This is a genomic window from Thermomonas brevis (genome assembly GCF_014395425.1).
Taxonomy (GTDB): Bacteria; Pseudomonadota; Gammaproteobacteria; order Xanthomonadales; family Xanthomonadaceae; genus Thermomonas; species Thermomonas brevis.
Genome location: NZ_CP060711.1, coordinates 1,205,213 through 1,225,373, shown reverse-complemented (window position 1 = coordinate 1,225,373; position 20,161 = coordinate 1,205,213). Strand labels below are relative to the sequence as shown.

The following is a 20,161-nucleotide window of genomic DNA, read 5'->3' as shown; positions in this document are numbered from 1 at the left end:
GGAGCCGTGCTTGCCCTGTTGCTGGTCGCTCCGGTGGCGCAGGCGCAGATCCAGAACGGCGGTTTCGAAACCGGGAGCTTCTCCAGTTGGACGTTGCGCGATTACAACCGCGGCAATTCGACGATGCCGGTCACGAGCAGCTCGCAGCTGGGCCTGACGGCGACGGGCACGGTCTCGAACGGAGGCAACGGCACCGGCTTCCGCAGCTCGGTGCTGACCAGCCCGGGCACGGCGCCGAACACCAACGGCAACCTGAAATATCCGTTCTCCGGAAACGCGTCGGCGCTGATCGGCGGCAACGGCGGCCTCAAGGGCACCTCGATCGAGCAGGTGGCCACCATGGCCCTGTCCGATGTCGATCCGGTGGATGGCAAGGTGCACATCCGCTTCGCGATGGCGCCTCTATTGAACAATCCGAGCCATCCCGCGAACCAGCAGCCCTTCTTCTATGTCGAGGTGATCAACCAGACCAAGGGCAACAGCACGCTCTTCAACACCTTCAACTATTCGAACCAGCCGGGCATTCCCTGGCAGAGCGTGGGCAACTACCAGTACACCAATTGGCAGGGGTTCGACATTTCTCCCGGCAATGGATTGCTGGACGTGGGCGATCAGGTATTGCTGAAGATCTACGTCTCCAACTGCGCCCAGGGCGCCGCGGATCACACCGGTCAGGTCTACGTTGACGTGTTCGGCTCCAAGATGCCCGGCCTGAGCGTCTACGCCACCGGGCCGGCCATCACCAAGCCCAGCGAGCAGATCACCTACACCTACAACTACATCAACAACAGTGGCGTGTTCGCCATTGACTCGTGGGTGCGCCTGGCCGCGCCGATTACCGAGAACGGATTGCATCTCACCTTCGTGCCGGGCTCCTGGCCGCCCGGATGCACGGGCATCCATACGGGCACCTCGCCGCGCGCGGATTACATCGATTGTCCGGTGGGCAATCTGAACGACGGCGACGGCGGCAATTTCCAGGTCACCTTCACGGTTCCGGCCGGCGCGGCCACCACGTCGCCCAACAACGTCATCAACAACGGCGACTACGACATCCGTGCGAGCACAGTCAGTCCGTTCATCGGGCCATTGGTCAAGACCATCATTCTGCCCAGCGCCACGCCCACGGTGGACCTCGGCATCACCGTCAGCAACGGCGGCGTGCCGTCCTATGTGGTGGGCGGAGCGGTTGCCTATACGGTGACAGTGACCAACAACGGTCCGATCGACGTCACCGGCGCGATCATCACCCAGACGCTGACGGGCGTGAGCGGCACGGCTGCATGGACCTGCGCCCCGGCGCCGGGAAGCACCGCAGTCTGCGGCGTCGCGAGTGGCACCGGACCGATCACGACCACCGGCAATCTGCCGTTGAACCAAAGTCTGATCTATACCGTCTCCGGCATCACCGCGACGGCGGCGGGCACGCCGGTCGTCACCGTGGTCAAAGTCGCCCCGCCTGCTGGAACCTCGGACAGCGTGTCGTCGAACAACACCGACGGCTTGAGCACGCCGGTCAGCGCGGAACAGCACACCCTGACGGTCAATACCACCGGCTCGGGCACGGGACGCGTCAATGCGGTTCCCGCCACCTTGGCCTGCGCCTCGCCCGGCGGAGCGCCTTGCAACAGCCAGCTTCTCGGCAAGGACCAGGAGGCCTACCTGACGGCGGTGGCCGATCCGGGTTCCATCTTCAAGAACTGGACCGGCGACTGCACCACCATCACCGGCAACCAGTGCTACGTGAAGATGGGCACGGTCGATCTCTCCGTCACGGCGGTGTTCGCCAAGGTCTGGACGGTAACGCCTTCCATCGTGGGCGGCACCATCACTCCCAATACTCCGCAGACGGTCGAGGACGGCCAGGGCACCAGCTTCACCATCACCCCCGGCACGCCGGGCCAGGTGCCGGTGATCACCACGCCCGGCGGCGCGAACACCTGCCCCGGCACGCTGACCGGTCCCGTTGGCGGCAACTACACCTACAGCGTCAGCCCGGTGACGGAGGACTGCGCGTTCCATGTGACGTTCTCGACCCCGGATCCCAAGCTTACGGTAACCAAGAGTGTCACCTCGACCGGCCCGTATACCCTGGGCAACGCCATTGCCTATGGCTTCGTGGTCGAGAACACCGGCAACGTGGTTCTCACCGGCATCGTGGTGAATGATGCGCAGCTGGATGCGCCGGCCAACTGTCCGGTGACCACGTTGGCGCCGGGTGCGTCGACGACCTGTACTGGCAGCCACACCGTGACCGCGGCGGAAGTCGCCGTGGGCAATGTGCACAACAGTGCCACGGCATCCGGTACACCGCCCAGTGGCCCGGCAGTCAGCAGTCCGCCGAGTACGGTGGACACGCCGACTGCGCAGAACCCGGCGATGACGGCGGTGAAGTCGGTGACCTCGGCCGGCCCGTACACCGTCGGCAGCGTGATTGCCTACCAGTTCGTGGTGACCAACACGGGCGACGTGACCCTGACGGGCATCGTAGTGAACGATGCGCAGCTGAACGCGCCGGCGGTCTGTCCGCTGACGACGCTTAATCCGGGCGACACAACCACCTGCACGGGCAGTCACACCGTGACCGCGGCAGAAGTGGCTGCGGGCAACGTGCACAACAGCGCGACGGTGACCGGCCAGCCGCCGACCCCGCCGGGTGGCCCGACGCCGCCGCCGGTGACGACCCCGCCGAGCACGGTGGATACGCCGACTGCGCAGAACCCGGCGATGACGGCGGTGAAGTCGGTGACCTCGGCCGGCCCGTACACCGTCGGCAGCGTGATTGCCTACCAGTTCGTGGTGACCAACACGGGCGACGTGACCCTGACGGGCATCGTAGTGAACGATGCGCAGCTGAACGCGCCGGCGGTCTGTCCGCTGACGACGCTTAATCCGGGCGACATAACCACCTGCACGGGCAGTCACACCGTGACCGCGGCGGAAGTGGCTGCGGGCAACGTGCACAACAGCGCGACGGTGACCGGCCAGCCGCCGACCCCGCCGGGTGGCCCGACGCCGCCGCCGGTGACGACCCCGCCGAGCACGGTGGATACGCCGACTGCGCAGAACCCGGCGATGACGGCGGTGAAGTCGGTGACCTCGGCCGGCCCGTACACCGTCGGCAGCGTGATTGCCTACCAGTTCGTGGTGACCAACACGGGCGACGTGACCCTGACGGGCATCGTAGTGAACGATGCGCAGCTGAACGCGCCGGCGGTCTGTCCGCTGACGACGCTTAATCCGGGCGACACAACCACCTGCACGGGCAGTCACACCGTGACCGCGGCGGAAGTGGCTGCGGGCAACGTGCACAACAGCGCGACGGTGACCGGCCAGCCGCCGACCCCGCCGGGTGGCCCGACGCCGCCGCCGGTGACGACCCCGCCGAGCACGGTGGACACGCCGACTGCGCAGAACCCGGCGATGACGGCGGTGAAGTCGGTGACCTCGGCCGGCCCGTACACCGTCGGCAGCGTGATTGCCTACCAGTTCGTGGTGACCAACACGGGCGACGTGACCCTGACGGGCATCGTAGTGAACGATGCGCAGCTGAACGCGCCGGCGGTCTGTCCGCTGACGACGCTTAATCCGGGCGACATAACCACCTGCACGGGCAGTCACACCGTGACCGCGGCGGAAGTGGCTGCGGGCAACGTGCACAACAGCGCGACGGTGACCGGCCAGCCGCCGACCCCGCCGGGTGGCCCGACGCCGCCGCCGGTGACGACCCCGCCGAGCACGGTGGACACGCCGACTGCGCAGAACCCGGCGATGACGGCGGTGAAGTCGGTGACCTCGGCCGGCCCGTACACCGTCGGCAGCGTGATTGCCTACCAGTTCGTGGTGACCAACACGGGCGACGTGACCCTGACGGGCATCGTAGTGAACGATACGCAGCTGAACGCGCCGGCGGTCTGTCCGCTGACGACGCTCAATCCGGGCGACACGACCACCTGCACGGGCAGTCACACCGTGACCGCGGCGGAAGTGGCCGCGGGCAACGTGCACAACAGCGCGACGGTGACCGGCCAGCCGCCGACCCCGCCGGGTGGCCCGACGCCGCCGCCGGTGACGACGCCGCCGAGCACAGTGGATACGCCGACTACGCAGAACCCGGCGATGACGGCGGTGAAGTCGGTGACCTCGGCCGGCCCGTACGGTGCGGGCGATCAGATCGCCTACCAGTTCGTGGTGACCAATACGGGCGACGTGACGCTGACGGGCATCGTAGTGAACGACGTGCAGCTGAACGCGCCGGCGGTGTGTCCGCTGACGACGCTCGCCCCAGGCGCTACGACCACCTGCACGGGCAGTCACACCGTGACCGCGGCGGAAGTGGCTGCGGGTTTCGTGCACAACAGTGCGACCGCGACCGGTCAGCCGCCGACGCCTCCGGGTGGTCCGACGCCGCCGCAGGTGACGACGCCGCCGAGTGAAGTGGATACCGCTACCGCGCAGAATCCGTCGCTGGGCATTGTCAAGTCCGTGACGTCAGCAGGCCCGTACGGTGCGGGCGATCAGATCGCCTACCAGTTCGTGGTGACCAACACCGGCGACGTGACGCTGACGGGCATCGTGGTGAACGATGCGCAGCTGGATGCGGCGGCCGTATGCCCGATGACCACGCTGGCGCCTGCCACCTCGACGACCTGCACCGGCAACCACACCGTGACGGCGACGGAAGTCGCCGCAGGCAACGTGCATAACAGTGCCACCGCGACGGGTACGCCGCCTGCAGTGCCGAATGGTCCGGTGCCGACCCCGGTGACCAGTACGCCGAGCGCCACCGACACGCCGACCGCGCAGAACCCGGCGATGACGGTGGTGAAGTCGGCGACCTCGACCGGTCCGCACGGCGTGGGCGATCAGATCGCCTACCAGTTCGTGGTGACCAACACCGGTGACGTGACGCTGACGAGCATCGTGGTGAACGATGCACAGCTGGATGCGGCGGCCGTGTGCCCCGTAACCACGCTGGCGCCGAGTGCCTCGACCACATGCACTGGCAGTCATACGATCACGGCTGCGGAAGTGGCCGTCGGTTACGTGCACAACAGTGCGACGGTGACCGGCCAGCCGCCGACCCCGCCGGGTGGCCCGACGCCGCCGCCGGTGACGACGCCGCCGAGCACGGTGGATACGCCGACTACGCAGAACCCGGCGATGACGGTGGTGAAGTCGGTGACCTCGGCTGGTCCGTACGGCGTGGGCAGCGTGATCGCCTACCAGTTCGTCGTGGAAAACACGGGCGACGTGATCCTGAGCGGCATCGTGGTGAACGACGCGCAGCTGGACGCGCCGGCGGTGTGCCCGCTGACGACGCTCGCTCCGGGCGCTACGACCACCTGCACGGGCAGCCACATGGTGACCGCGACGGAAGTGGCCGCGGGCAACGTGCACAACAGCGCGACGGTGACCGGCCAGCCGCCGACACCGCCGGGCGGCCCGACGCCGCCGCCGGTGACGACGCCGCCGAGCACGGTGGATACGCCGACCGCGCAGAACCCCGCGATGACGGCGGTGAAGTCGGTGACCTCGACCGGCCCGTACGGCGTGGGCGACCAGATCGCCTACCAGTTCGTGGTAACCAACACGGGCGACGTGACCCTGAGCGGCATCGTGGTGAACGATGCGCTGCTGGATGCGCCGGCCGTGTGTCCGGTGACCACGTTGGCGCCTGGCGCCTCGACCACCTGCACCGGCAGCCACACCGTGACCGCGGCGGACGTCGCCGTGGGCAACGTGCACAACAGTGCGACGGTGACCGGCCAGCCGCCGACCCCGCCGGGCGGCCCGACCCCGCCGCCGGTGACCACGCCGCCGACGACGGTGGACACGCCGACCGCGCAGAACCCCGCGATGACGGTGGTGAAGTCGGTGACTTCGGCGGGCCCGTACGGCGTGGGCGACCAGATCGCCTACCAGTTCGTGGTGACCAATACCGGCGACGTGATCCTGACCGGCATCGTGGTGAACGATGCGCTGCTGGACGCGCCGGCGGTCTGCCCGCTGACCACGCTCGCTCCGGGTGCCTCGACGACCTGCACCGGCAGCCACACGGTGACCGCGACGGAAGTCGCCGCGGGCTTCGTGCACAACAGCGCCACCGCGACCGGCCAGCCGCCGACCCCGCCGGGTGGTCCGACGCCGCCGCCGGTGACGACGCCGCCGAGCGAAGTGGATACGCCGACCGCGCAGAACCCCGCGATGACGGTGGTGAAGTCGGTGACCTCGGCCGGCCCGTACGGTGTGGGCAGCGTCATCGCCTACCAGTTCGTGGTGACCAATACCGGCGACGTGACCCTGACCGGCATCGTGGTGAACGATGCGCTGCTGGACGCGCCGGCCGTCTGCCCGGTGACCACGCTCGCTCCGGGCGCCTCGACGACCTGCACCGGTAGCCACACGGTGACCGCGCAGGAAGTCGCCGCCGGCTACGTGCACAACAGTGCGACCGCGACCGGCACCCCGCCGACCCCGCCGGGCGGTCCGACGCCGCCGCCGGTGACCACGCCGCCGAGCACGGTGGACACGCCGACCGCGCAGAACCCCGCGATGACGGTGGTGAAGTCGGTGACCTCGGCCGGCCCGTACGGCGTGGGCAGCGTGATCGCCTACCAGTTCGTCGTGGAAAACACGGGCGACGTGATCCTGAGCGGCATCGTGATCAACGATGCGCTGCTGGACGCGCCGGCGGTGTGCCCGGCGACCACGCTGGCCCCGGGCGACACGACCATCTGCACCGGCAACCACACGGTGACCGCGCAGGAAGTGGCCGCCGGCTACGTGCACAACAGCGCGACCGCGACCGGTACGCCGCCGACCCCGCCGGGCAGCACGGTGCCGCCGGCCCCGGTGACCACGCCGCCGAGCGCGGTGGACACGCCGACCGAACAGCATCCGGCGCTGTCGGTGGTGAAGTCGGTGACCTCGACGGGTCCGTACACGGCCGGCAGCGTGATCGCCTACCAGTTCGTGGTGACCAACACCGGCAACGTGACCCTGGACGGCATCGTGGTGAACGACGCATTGCTGGACGCGCCGGCGGTGTGCCCGGTCACGACGCTCGCTCCGGGCGCCTCGACCACCTGCACCGGCAGCTACACGGTGACGGCCGCGGACGTCGAAGCGGGCAACGTGCACAACGTGGCGACCGCCACCGGCACGCCGCCTTCGGTGCCGGGCGGTCCGACGCCGACGCCGGTCACCAGCGAGCCGCATGAAGTGGACACGCCGATCGCGCAGCATCCGGCCATCGCCACCGCCAAGACGGCGACCCTGACCGTGGACAACGCCACGCCGGGCAAGGCCAACATCGGCGACGTCATCACCTACGCGGTGACGGTGACCAACACCGGCGACGTGACCCTCAACGACGTGGCGGTGGAGGACACCATGGACGGCTATGCCCCGACCACGCTAGCCTGCACGCCGACCACGCTGGCTCCGGGCCAGACCGCGACCTGCGCCACCTATACCCACACGGTGACGGTGGAGGACGCCAACCGCACCGGCGGCAGCCTGGACAACAAGGTGGTGGCCACCGGCATCGCGACGACGGGAGGCAGCGTGTCGTTCAGCGTCACCGCGCTCGGCAACGCGGTGGTGATGGTCGAACCCGACCCGATGCAGATCCGCATCGTCAAGTCGGCGACCCCGTACGACGTGAAGGTGGGCGACCTGGTGCGCTACACGCTGGCGATCCAGAACACCGGCACCACGCCGCTGGTCGGCGGCACCATCGTCGATACGCCGCCGGCGGGCTTCAGCTACGTCGACGGTTCGCTGGCGGTGGACGATGCCGACAAGGCGGGCCAGTTGACCGGCATCCACCCGATCACCATCGCCAACATCGACCTGCCGGCGGGCCAGACCGCGATGGTCACCTACCTGCTGCGCGTGGGCGCGGGCGTGCGCGCCGGCATCCACACCAACAGCGCGCTGATGCGCGACGGCGGCGAGACGGTGTCGAACGTGGCCACGGCCAGCGTGCAGCTGAGCGCCGATCCGATGCTGGACGAATCGCTGATCGTGGGCACGGTGTTCGACGACCGCGACGGCGACGGCTGGCAGGACAGCGCCGCGCTGGGCGGGGTGAAGGTGCAGGGCGGCTTCGCGCCGGGCGCCTACGTGGCCGGCTCGACCACGGTGGACCGCGGCAACGGCGCGCAGCCGGAAGCCGACGCCAGCGCGCCGCTGCTGCACGGCATCGCCCTCGGCGCGATCGCCGGGCGCGAGTCGGAGGCCGATCCGGCCGCGAAGCACCGCGTGGTGGTCAGCCAGACGCTGTCCGCGCTGGACTTCACCGGCGACTTCGTGCTGACCAGCGACGAAGGCGTGACGGTGCGCATGGACGCCGCCGGCAACACCACGACGGAGCGCGCGGGCCAGGCCGCCAAGGGCCTGACCGCCGCCGCGCCGACGGTGTCGCGCACGGTCAGCCAGGTGGCCGACGGCTACCGCGTGGACTACGTGATCGAGAACGCGGGCGTCGACGAGCGCGGCATCCCGGGCGTGCGCATCGCCTCGGTGGAAGGCTTGCTGGTGGAGACCGACCAGTTCGGCCGCTACCACCTGACCGGCATCGACGGCGGGCGCTGGGAGCGTGGCCGGAACTTCATCCTGAAGGCCGACCCCGCCACCCTGCCGCCGGGCAGCGTGTTCACCACCGAGAACCCGCGCCTGCGCCGGGTCACCCCGGGCCTGCCGGTGCGCTTCGACTTCGGCGTGAAGCTGCCGGCCGGGCTGATCGAAGGCGGCACGCAGCCGGTCGAGCTGGAGCTGGGCGAGGTGCTGTTCGATCCCGAGAGCGCCAGCCTGCGCAGCGAGTACCTGCCGGTCGTCGAGAAGATGGCCGCGCAGATCCGCGAACACGGCGCCGGCGAAGTCGTGATCTCCGCCAACGGCGAGCGCGAGGCCTTGGCCTACGACCGCGCGAAGGCGGTGCGCGAGGCGCTGCTGGCGAAGCTCGATCCGGAACTGGCGCAGGCGACCACGGTCAGCCTGCGCACCGACCTGGCCGACCCGCGCAGCACGCTGCTGTCGCTGGGCGAGTCGCCGGTGCTGGGTACGGTGCTGTTCGACACCGACAAGTCGGCGATCAAGCCCGAGTTCGCGCCGGTGATCGAGAAGATCGCCGCCGACATCGAGAAGCTGGGTGGCGGCGTGGTGGGCGTGATCGGCCATGCCGACCGCCGCGGGTCGGACGCCTACAACGTGGCGCTGGGCCTGCGCCGGGCCAAGGCGGTGTACGAGGCCATCGCGGCCAGGCTGGGCGCGGAGGCGCGCAGCCGGCTGCGGGTGGAAATCAACGATGACCCGACGGCCCCGGTCGGCCTGAAGAGCCGCTGAGGGGAACGGTGATGAAGACGATGAAGATGAAGGTTCTGGACTGCGCCCTGATCGGCATCCTGGCCGGCCTGGCGTCGCAGGGCGCGGTAGCGCAGGAAGCGGCCGCGCCGGCCGCCGATGCGGCCACCGGCGTGGACTGCACGGACGCCGGCTGCGCCGCGAAGGGCGAGATCCTGATGCGGGTGCGCACCCGCGGCGAGCGCCAGCCCGAGACGGCCGGCGCGGCGGACACCTCGCCGGCGCTGCAGCCCGACCGCCGCGTCACCGTGGAAACCGAGCAGCCCGGCAAGGCCGTGGCGCTGGGCAAGTGGTCGGTGCAGCTGCCGAACGGCGGCGTGCTGTGGGCGACCGAAGACCCCAGCCTCGGCCAGCCGCAGCTGGACGTGTCGGCCAGCGCGATCGTGCCGTTCGACGGCAGCCGGATCACCAAGCCGGTGCGCTTCTACGGCTACAGCAACTACAGCGCGTTCATCGAACGCGCCGAGGTGCTGGTGTTCCGCGCCAGCGACGCCGACCTGGTGACGCCGGTGGCGACCATTCCGCTGCCGGTGGCGGCGGTGGCCGACGCCGAATGGGACGGCACGCTGCCCGCCAGCTTCCAGGCGCGGGCCGGCGACGAGCTGGTCTACCTGGTGCGCGCCTACGGCCAGGACGGCAGCTTCGACGAGACCTATCCGCGCCGCATGCAGCTGGTGACGCCGGACGAGGCCGAACGCGGCAGCCAGGCCCTGCGCAATGCCACCGAGCGCAAGCTGGGGCAGAGCCTGGGCGCCGACGACGCGGAATCCGCCAGCCTGGTGGACGGCGTGTTCGGCAGCAACAACCTGCGCGTGCAGAACATCCCGATCCACGGCTCGCGGATCCGCATCCAGGGCCGCAACCTGCCGGACAACGCCAGCGTCAGGATCAACGGCCGCACCTTCCCGCTCGACATCGAGCGCAAGCTGGTCGCCGAATACCTGGCGCCGGTCGGGCACCACCGCTTCGACATCGAAGTCGGCGGCGCCGGCCTGCCCGCGCCGATCCAGCGCACGCTGGACGTGGACGTCAGCGGCAAGTACATGTTCGCGGTGGCGCTGGCCGACGTGACCGTATCCGGCAACAGCGTGTCCGGTTCGATCGAGCCGCTGGCCGGCGACGACCACTTCGAGAAGGACCTGACCGTGGACGGCCGCCTGGCCTTCTACCTGAAGGGCAAGATCCAGGGCAAATACTTGGTCACCGCCCAGGCCGACACCCGCGAGCGCGAGGTGAGCGACCTGTTCAACGGCTTCTGGAAGGCCGAGCCGCAGGACATCTTCCGCCGCCTCGACCCCGACCAGTACTACCCGGTCTACGGCGACGACTCCACGACCTACCGCGACGTGGACACCATGGGCCGCCTGTACGTCCGTGTGGACTGGGACAAGAGCCAGGCGCTGTGGGGCAACTTCAACACCGGCATCACCGGCACCGAGTACGGCCAGTACTCGCGCTCGCTCTACGGCGGCGCGCTGAGCTGGCGCAGCCGGCGAAGCACCGCGCAGGGCGAGGCCGGCAGCGAGCTGAAGGTGTTCGGTTCCGAGGCGCAGACCGCGCCGGGCCACAGCGAATTCCTCGGCACAGGCGGCAGCCTGTACTACCTCAAGCACACCGACGTGCTGCCGGGCTCCGAGCGCGTGGTGCTGGAGGTCCGCGATCCGGCCACCGGCCGCACCGAGGCCCGCGTCGAGCTGCAGGACGGCGCCGACTACCAGATCGACGACATGCAGGGCCGGATCATCCTGACCCGCCCGCTGTCGGTGGTGACCCGCGAGAACGTGCCCAGCCTGACCCGCGACACCCCGCTGGACGGGCTGCTGCAGGTGCTGCTGGTGGACTACGAGTACATCCCGCAGGGCTTCGACGCCGACGAGATGACCGCCGGCGTGCGCGGCAAGCACTGGTTCGGCGACCACCTCGCCATCGGCGGCACCTACGTCGACGAGAACCGCGCGGGCGACGACTACACCCTGGCCGGGGTGGACATCACCCTGCAGGCCGGGCGTGGCACCTACCTGAAGGTGGAGCAGAGCCGCACCGAGGCGACCAGCGCGCCGGTGTTCTTCTCGAGCAACGGCGGCCTGAGCTTCACCCAGACCAACCCGACGTCCGGCGTCCGCAAGGGCGACGCGCGCGCGGTCGAGGCGCGGGCGAACTTCAAGGAGCTGGGCTGGACCGAGCTCGACTGGTCGAGCGCCGCGTGGTGGCGGCAGGTCGATGCCGGCTTCTCGATCTCGCGCTTCGACACCGGCATGGACATCGAGGAATACGGCGGCGAGCTGCTCGGGCAGTTCACGCCGAACCTCAGCCTGCACGCCCGCTACAGCCGCGCCGAGCGCGGGCTGGAAGCGCTGACCCAGGGCCAGGCCACGGTCGAATGGCGGATCAGCGACTTCGACACCCTGGCGGCCGAACTGCGCCGCGTCGAGGAAAATCGCATCGGCGGCAGCGCCGCCGGCCTGCTGGCCGCAGTGCAGTACAAGCACCGCTTCGGCACCTCGCTGGAGCTGTACGGCACCGCGCAGAAGACCGTGGACGACGATGGCGGCAAGTACGCCGACAACGATGCGATCACCATTGGCGGCAAGTACCTGTTCGGCGACCTGTCCAGCGTCAACGCGGAGTTCACCAGCGGCGACCGCGGCGACGCGGCCGTGGTCGGCGCCGAGTACCGGCTCAACCCGAACCACTCGCTGTACGCCAACTACACCCACAGCACCGACCGCAGCCCCTACGACCCGCTGTTCAACGCCCGCCGCGACACCGGCTGGACGCTGGGCCAGCGCTGGCGGCTGTCCAACCAGGTGAACCTGTACAACGAAAGCCAGTGGCTGAAGGCGCCGAACCAGTCGGGGCTGGCGCACACCTTCGGCATGGACTTCTACCCGGCGCTGGGCTGGAACGTCGGCTTCGCGCTGCAGCAGGCGGACCTGGACACCGGCGCGGGCGACGTCGACCGCCGCGCGGTCAGCGTCAACGGCGGGCGCACCTCCAACGCCACCCAGTGGCAGAGCAAGCTGGAGTTCCGCCGCGACACCGGCGCCGAGCGCCGCGAGCAGTGGGTGACCACCAACAGCCTGACCCACAAGATCAGCGAGAGCTTCCGCATCGCCGCGCGGCTGAACTACTCGAAGACCACCGACGAACTGGACGCCAGCGCCGGCGCGAAGTTCATCGAAGGCAACCTGGGCTTCGCCTGGCGGCCGTGGGACAGCACCCGCTGGGCGCTGTTCGGGCGCTACACCTACCTGTACGACGTGTCCGCGCTGCCGCAGATCGGCGACAACGTGGCCAACTACGACCAGCGCAGCCAGGTGCTCTCGCTGGAAGGCGTGTACAAGGCGGACGACCGCTGGGAGTTCGCCGGCAAGCTGGCGCGCCGCACCGGCGAGGTCCGCATGGGCCGGTTGGAAGGCGTGTGGGCGGACGCGACCACCAGCTTCGCGGCCGGGCAGGTGCGCTACGACATCGGCGGGCAGTGGCACGCGCTGGGCGAGTTCCGCTGGCTGGGCGTCACCGACGGCGGCAACCGCTCCGGCTTCCTGGCCGGCGTGGACCGCGACATCGGCCGCAACTTCCGCATCGGCATCGGCTACAACTTCACCGACTTCAGCGACGACCTCACCAACTTCGACTACGACCACAAGGGCTTCTTCCTCAACGTGGTCGGTCGCTACTGAGCCGGGGTCGGCGCAAGCCGGCGATCGTTCGCACGAGGGCGCCCCATGGGCGCCCTCGCTGTTTTTACGGGAACCCAGAACGTCGTCTCAACGGCCCGTGCGATTTGACTTGAATCACGGCGCGTGGACCGCATGTAGCGGACATTCCTTCACCGCTCGTCATTCCCGCGAAGGCGGGAATCCAGCTCTTGACTTCCACGGCCAAGGGCGAAAGCTGGATACGCAGACATAGGGTCTGCGAAAAGATGCCCGCCTTCGCGGGAATGACGGCATCCCCCAATGGCGGAGTCTTCACCATGCGCATGGACAAGCTCACCTCGCGCTTCCAGCAGGCCATCGCGGACGCGCAGTCGCTGGCCGTCGGCCGCGACCACAACTTCATCGAACCCGCGCACCTGCTGCTGGCCTTGCTGGACCAGCAGGGCGGCGGCGCGCGCCCGCTGCTGGCGCAGGCCGGGGTCAACGTGCCGGTGCTGCGCGAGCGGCTGGCCGAGGCGCTGGACAAGCTGCCCAAGGTCAGCGGTCAGGCCGGCAACGTGCAGGCCGGCAACGACCTGGTCCGCCTGCTCAACGTCACCGACAAGCTGGCGCAGCAGCGCGGCGACGCCTACATCGCCAGCGAGCTGTTCCTGCTCGCGGCGCTGGACGATTCGGGCGAGGCCGGCAAGGCGCTGAAGGCCGCCGGCGCGAACAAGCAGAAACTGGAAGCGGCCATCGACAAGCTGCGCGGAGGCGAGAAAGTGACCGACGAGAACGCGGAAGACGCGCGCCAGGCGCTGGAGAAATACACCATCGACCTGACCGCCCGCGCGGAGAGCGGCAAGCTCGATCCGGTGGTGGGGCGTGATGAGGAGATCCGCCGCACCGTGCAGGTGCTGCAGCGGCGCACCAAGAACAACCCGGTGCTGATCGGCGAACCGGGCGTGGGCAAGACCGCGATCGTGGAAGGCCTGGCCCAGCGCATCGTCAACAACGAAGTGCCCGAGGGGCTGCGCGGCAAGCGCCTGCTGTCGCTGGACATGGGCGCGCTGATCGCCGGCGCCAAGTTCCGCGGCGAGTTCGAGGAGCGCCTGAAGGCGGTGCTCAACGACCTCGCCAAGAACGAAGGCCAGATCATCCTGTTCATCGACGAGCTGCACACGATGGTCGGCGCCGGCAAGGCCGAGGGCGCGATGGACGCCGGCAACATGCTCAAGCCCGCGTTGGCGCGCGGCGAGCTGCACTGCATCGGCGCGACCACGCTGGACGAATACCGCAAGTACATCGAGAAGGACGCCGCGCTGGAGCGCCGCTTCCAGAAGGTGTTCGTGGGCGAGCCGTCGGTGGAGGACACCATCGCCATCCTGCGCGGGCTGAAGGAGCGCTACGCCGTGCACCACGGCGTGGAGATCACCGATCCGGCCATCGTCGCCGCCGCCACGCTGTCCAACCGCTACATCGCCGACCGCCAGCTGCCGGACAAGGCCATCGACCTGATGGACGAGGCCGCCAGCCGCATCCGCATGGAGATCGATTCGAAGCCGGAGGAGATGGACCGCAAGGAGCGCCGGCTGATCCAGCTCAAGATCCAGCGCGAGGCGCTGAAGAAGGAGAAGGACGCCGAATCCAGGCAGCGGCTGGCCGACCTCGAAAAGGAGATCGAGGTGCTGGAGCGCGAATACAGCGACCTCGAAGAAGTGTGGAAGGCCGAAAAGGCGACGCTGCAAGGCGCGACCAAGATCAAGGAGCAGATCGAGGCCGCGCGCCTCGAACTGGAAGCCGCGCAGCGCAAGCAGGACTTCGCCGCGATGAGCGAGATCCAGTACGGGCGCATCCCGGCGCTGGAGAAGCAGCTCGCCGTCGCGCAGGAGGCCGAGACCAAGGGCTTCACCCTGTTGCAGGACAAGGTCACCGCCGAGGAGATCGCGCAGGTGGTGTCGCGCTGGACCGGCATCCCGGTCAGCAAGATGCTGGAGGGCGAGCGCGAGAAGCTGCTGAAGATGGAGGAGCAGCTGCACGCGCGCGTGGTCGGCCAGGAGGAGGCCATCAAGGTGGTGTCCGATGCGGTGCGCCGTTCGCGCGCCGGGCTGTCCGATCCCAACCGGCCCAGCGGCTCGTTCCTGTTCCTCGGCCCCACCGGCGTCGGCAAGACCGAGCTGTGCAAGGCGCTGGCCGAGTTCCTGTTCGACAGCGCGGACGCGATGGTGCGCATCGACATGAGCGAGTTCATGGAGAAGCACGCGGTCAGCCGCCTGATCGGCGCGCCTCCGGGCTACGTCGGCTACGAGGAAGGCGGCTACCTGACCGAAGCGGTGCGCCGCCGCCCGTACAGCGTGATCCTGCTGGACGAGGTGGAGAAGGCGCATCCGGACGTGTTCAACATCCTGCTGCAGGTGCTGGACGACGGCCGCCTGACCGATGGCCAGGGCCGCACGGTGGACTTCCGCAACACCGTCATCGTGATGACCTCCAACCTCGGTTCGCACCAGATCCAGGAAATGAACGGCGACGACAGCCCCGAGGCCTACATGCAGATGAAGGCGGCGGTGATGGGCGTGGTGCAGGCGCACTTCCGCCCGGAGTTCATCAACCGGCTGGACGACATCGTGGTGTTCCATCCGCTGGACAAGGCGCAGATCAAGCAGATCGCGCGCATCCAGCTGCGCGGGCTGGAAAAGCGGCTGGCCGAGCGCGGCATCCGCATCGAGCTGTCCGACAAGGCCTACGATCTGCTCGGCAACGTCGGCTTCGATCCGGTGTACGGCGCGCGCCCGCTCAAGCGCGCGATCCAGCAGCAGATCGAGAACCCGCTGGCGCAGGAAATCCTGTCCGGCCGGTTCGGCAGCGGCGACGCGGTCAAGGTCGACGCCGAGGGCGGCAGGCTGGCGTTCGCCAGGGACTGACCGCCCGCGCCCGCGCGATCCTGCACGCCGTCCCGGCCATCGCCGGGGCGGCGTGTTGCTTTTGGCGGAGCGGTGGATGTATTTAGAGGTCTGGGGCGACGCCGCCGGCACGGGGCACAAGCGACCGGTCGGGGGATCGGGATGCACCAATGGGCCACAACCCGCGGCGGCAAGATCCTGTTGCTCGGCGGACTGTGTCTGTTGTTGCAGCAGGTGGCCGTTCCCTATGCGCTGGAGCTGGGAGGAACGCGCGAGGACGCCTCGCTGATCCATCTCCAGACCGGCCTGCTGCTGGCCATCGCCATGCTCTCGCGCGACCGCTGGGTGATGCCCGGCTGCTACGCGCTGATCATCGTCGGCTGGCTGGTGCGCGCGTGGGCGTTCGCCTACACGCCCGCGCAGATCGGCATCGGCGTGGTCGTGTCCGCCATCGGCTGCGTCTGGACGCTGCTGTGCGCGCAGGCGATGGGCTGGCCGCGCCCGCCGGAGCGTGAGCACGCCTCGCGCGCCGACCTGCTGCGGTTCATCGCCTTCGGGCTGCTGGCGTATCCGCTGGGGAACGCGGTGCTGGCCCTGCTGTACGGCGCGCCGTTCGGCGTCACCAGCCAGCTCAGCAGCCTGATCCAGACCCTGTTCGCCAAGTATTTCGGCGTGGTGGTGGTCACCCTGCCGCTGGTCATCGCCTGGACGGAACGCAGGCGCCCGCCGCTGGTGGAAAGCAGCGCGCGCCGGTCGTGGCTGCTGCTGCTCGGGTTCGGGCTGCTGGCGAGCGCGGCGCTGGGCATGCGCGTCCGCAGCGGGCTGCCTGCGCTGGGCGGCGGCGACGTGGTGTTCAGCGACTACCGGATCGCCGCGCTGGCGGTGGTGGCGTGGTGCATGCTGCACTTGCGGGTGGCGCTGGCTCTGCCGCTGCTGTCGCTGGCGCTGCTGTCGATGGTGTTCGGGCTGGGCCGCACCGCTGAGCTGGGCAACACCTCGCTGGGCTTCGTCAACCTGCTGCACCTGGCGCTGGAGCTGGGCATCGTGTCGATGGCGATGCTGTACTACCTGGTCGCCAACCGCGACCGCGAGGACATGGCGCAGCGGCTGGCCGACCAAGCCCAGCACGATTCGCTGACCGGTCTGCCGAACCTGCGCGCGCTGCGCCAGCAGGCCGCGCGGCGGCACGGCGTGCGCGAGCTGGGCTGCCTGCTGCTCGACCAGGCCGACGCGTTGGCGGTGGGCTACGGACTTGGCGCGCAGTCGTCGGTGATGACCGCGGTGGCCGCGCGGCTGGGCGAGAGCGGGGTGACGCCCTGCTATCTCGGCAGCGGCCAGTTCGCGCTGCTGGCCGGCGGCTGCGGCGAGACGCCGTGGGCGGAGCTGCTGCACGGGATCGAGCAGCCCGGCTTCAGCGTCGCCGGGCAGAACGTGCGCCTGCTGCCGTACCTGGGCGTGGCGCGTTTCGGCGGCGACACCGGACTGGACCTGGACGCGGCGCTGATGCAGGCGTCCAGCCTGGCGTTCGAGGCGCGCGGCAGCAACGAGGTCGAGCCGCTGCACGCGGACGCGGCGCAGGCCACGCTGCAGCAGGCGCAGGCGCGGATGCAGGGCGCCAGCGAGGCGCTGGCGCACCTGCGCCGGCCCGACGGACTGGAGCTGTATTTCCAGCCGGTGCTGCCGCTGCGCAATCGCGCCCTGCGCGACGGCCGCATCGTCGGCGAGGTGCTGTGCCGGCTGCGCGACGAGCACGGCCAGCTGTTGGCGCCGGGCCAGTTCCTGCCGGCGCTGGAAGCGGCGCGGCGCGGGCCGGAGCTGGACTTGGCGGTGATCGCCGCGCTGTTCGCGCAGCTGCGCGGCGAGCCCGAGCTGGTCGAAGCCTGCGCCAGCGTGTCGGTGAACCTGACCGGGCAGAGCCTGGCCTCGGCCAGCTTCCGCCAGCACCTGTTCGCGCTGCTGGAACAGGCGCCGCTGCCGCTGTCGCGGCTGTGCTTCGAGGTCAGCGAGACGGTGGCGGTGTTCAGCGCCGAACAGGCCAGCCGGCTGCTGGACGAACTGCGCGCGCGCGGCTGCCGCATTGCCATCGACGACTTCGGCGTGGGCATGCAGAGCTTCGCCCGGCTGAAGGAGATGCCGGTGAACGTCATCAAGATCGACGGCTCGTTCGTGCGCAACATCGTCCGCGACCACCGCGACTACGCGATGGTGCAGGCGTCGGTGGCGGTGGCGCGCGCCTGCGGCGCCGAAGTGGTGGCCGAGTACGTGGAGGACGAGGAAACCGCCGGCTGCCTGCACAAGCTGGGCGTGCACTGGGGCCAGGGCTACCTGTACGCGAAGCCGATGCCGCTGCTGGACGGCATGCGCTGGATGCACCGGCAGGAAGGCGGAACCCGGCCGGAACCGCCCGAGGCGGCGCCGGCCCGCATCGGCCACGGCTGATGCCGATGGCGAATCAGGCCGGCTGCGCGGCGGCCTGCGTGCGCAGCGCGCGGTAGGGCGGCGTCGCCATCACCATCTCGGTCAGCGAATAGGCCAGCTCGCGCTCGGCCAGCACCGCCGCGTCCGCGCCGTGCTGCAGCAGATGCTTCACCTGCGCCTCGCTGTGCGCGCGGGCCAGCACGCTGAGCGCGGGGTTGATCGCCTTCAGCCGCTCGATCGCCTCGCCGGCCTCCAGCGCCTGCGGCATCGCGAAGATCGCCAGGTTGGCGCGCTCCGGCGCCGCCTCCAGCATCACCCGCCGGTTGGCGACGTTGCCGCGCACGGTGGGGAAGCCGTTGCCGCGCGCCTGCGCTACCCGGTCGGCGTCTTCCTCGACCACCACCACCGGCACGCCGCGCTCCTGCAGCAGCTGCGCCAGCTGGCTGCCGACGCGGCCGTAGCCGACCACGATGGCGTGGTTGGCGATGTCCACCGGTACCACTTCCGGTTCGGGTTCCGCGCGCGCGGCGACGCGCGCGTCCTCGCGCGCCTGCCAGCGGTCCAGCACCATGAACAGCAACGGATTGAGCATGATGGTGATCAGCGCGCCGGCCAGCACCAGGTCGTGGCCGTCCTTGGGCAGGATCTTCAGGGTCATGCCGAGGCCGGCGATGATGAAGGCGAACTCGCCGATCTGCGCCAGGCTGGTGGAAATGGTCAGCGCGGTGGCATTGGGATGGCCGAACGCGCGCACGATCGCATAGGCCGCCACCGACTTGCCGAACACGATGATCAGCGTGGTCGCCAGCACCTGCAGCGGCTGTTCGACGAGGATGCGCGGGTCGAACAGCATGCCGACCGAGACGAAGAACAGCACCGCGAACGCGTCGCGCATCGGCAGCGAATCGTTGGCCGCCTGGTGGCTGAACTCGGATTCGTTGAGCAGCATGCCGGCGAAGAACGCGCCCAGCGCGAAGCTCACCCCGAACAGCGCCGCCGAGCCGAACGCCACGCCCATCGCGATCGACAGCACCGCCAGCGTGAACAGTTCGCGCGAGCCGGTGCCGGCGATCCGCTCCAGCACCCACGGGATCGCCTTGCGGCCGACGATCAGCATGAAGGCGACGAACGCGGCGACCTTGCCGAAGGTGACCGCCAGCGCCTTGGCCACGTCGCCGGCGCTCACCGAACCTCCGCCGCCGTCGCCCAGCGCGCCGGCCAGCGCCGGGATCAGCACCAGCGCGATCACGCAGGCCAGGTCCTCGACGATCAGCCAGCCCACGGCGATCTTGCCGCGGCGGGTATCGAGCAGGCGGCGCTCCTCCATCGCCCGCAGCAGCACCACGGTGCTGGCGGTGGCCAGCGAGAAGCCGAACACCAGCCCTTCGATATGGCGCCAGCCCATCAGCTCGGCCAGGCCCCAGCCGAGCAGGGTGGCGACCGCGATCTGCCCGACCGCGCCGGGAATGGCGATGTTCTTCACCGACATCAGGTCGCGCAGCGAGAAATGCAGGCCGACCCCGAACATCAGCAGGATCACGCCGATCTCGGCCAGCTGCGGCGCCAGCTCCGCGTCGCCCACGAAGCCGGGCGTGAACGGCCCGGCCAGCACACCCGCAAGCAGATAGCCCACCAGCGGCGACAGCCGCAGCTTGTTCGCCAGCGCGCCCAGCACGAAGGCGAGCACGAAACCGAACACGAGGATGGCGATCAGCGAGGTGTGGTGTGGCATGGGCGCTCCGTGGGGTCGATGCCCCGATCATCGCACGCGAAATTGCAGGGCCGGAGACAAAAGCGCCCCGGATGGCCGGGGCGCGAGTGCAAAAATGA

At 69.6% G+C, this 20,161-nt stretch carries 5 protein-coding genes; 4 read left to right on the top strand and 1 reads right to left on the bottom strand.

The features are described 5' to 3' along the window. Positions 1–6: 6 nt before the first annotated feature. The 4 genes from H9L17_RS05685 (at position 7) to H9L17_RS05670 (ending at position 18,352) form a co-directional block, all read left to right on the top strand. Positions 7–9,351, top strand: coding sequence for a DUF7507 domain-containing protein (locus H9L17_RS05685; protein WP_187571370.1), 9,345 nt, complete (start codon positions 7–9; stop codon positions 9,349–9,351). A gap of 11 nt (positions 9,352–9,362) precedes the next feature. Further along, positions 9,363–13,052, top strand: a complete 3,690-nt coding sequence (locus H9L17_RS05680; RefSeq protein WP_246455170.1) for a hypothetical protein — start codon at positions 9,363–9,365, stop codon at positions 13,050–13,052. A 296-nt stretch (positions 13,053–13,348) separates the two neighbouring features. Then, positions 13,349–15,934, top strand: a complete 2,586-nt coding sequence (clpB, locus tag H9L17_RS05675; RefSeq protein WP_187571369.1) for an ATP-dependent chaperone ClpB — start codon at positions 13,349–13,351, stop codon at positions 15,932–15,934. Between the two features lie 141 nt (positions 15,935–16,075). Next, complete coding sequence (locus tag H9L17_RS05670; RefSeq protein ID WP_187571368.1) at positions 16,076–18,352, top strand: bifunctional diguanylate cyclase/phosphodiesterase; 2,277 nt, start codon at positions 16,076–16,078, stop codon at positions 18,350–18,352. Between the two features lie 13 nt (positions 18,353–18,365). Here the strand turns inward: H9L17_RS05670 and ybaL are convergent, their stop codons facing one another. Further along, the gene (ybaL, locus tag H9L17_RS05665; RefSeq protein ID WP_187571367.1) at positions 18,366–20,063 is read right to left on the bottom strand and encodes a YbaL family putative K(+) efflux transporter; all 1,698 of its coding nucleotides are present in this window, start codon (positions 20,061–20,063) and stop codon (positions 18,366–18,368) included. Positions 20,064–20,161 lie beyond the last annotated feature (98 nt).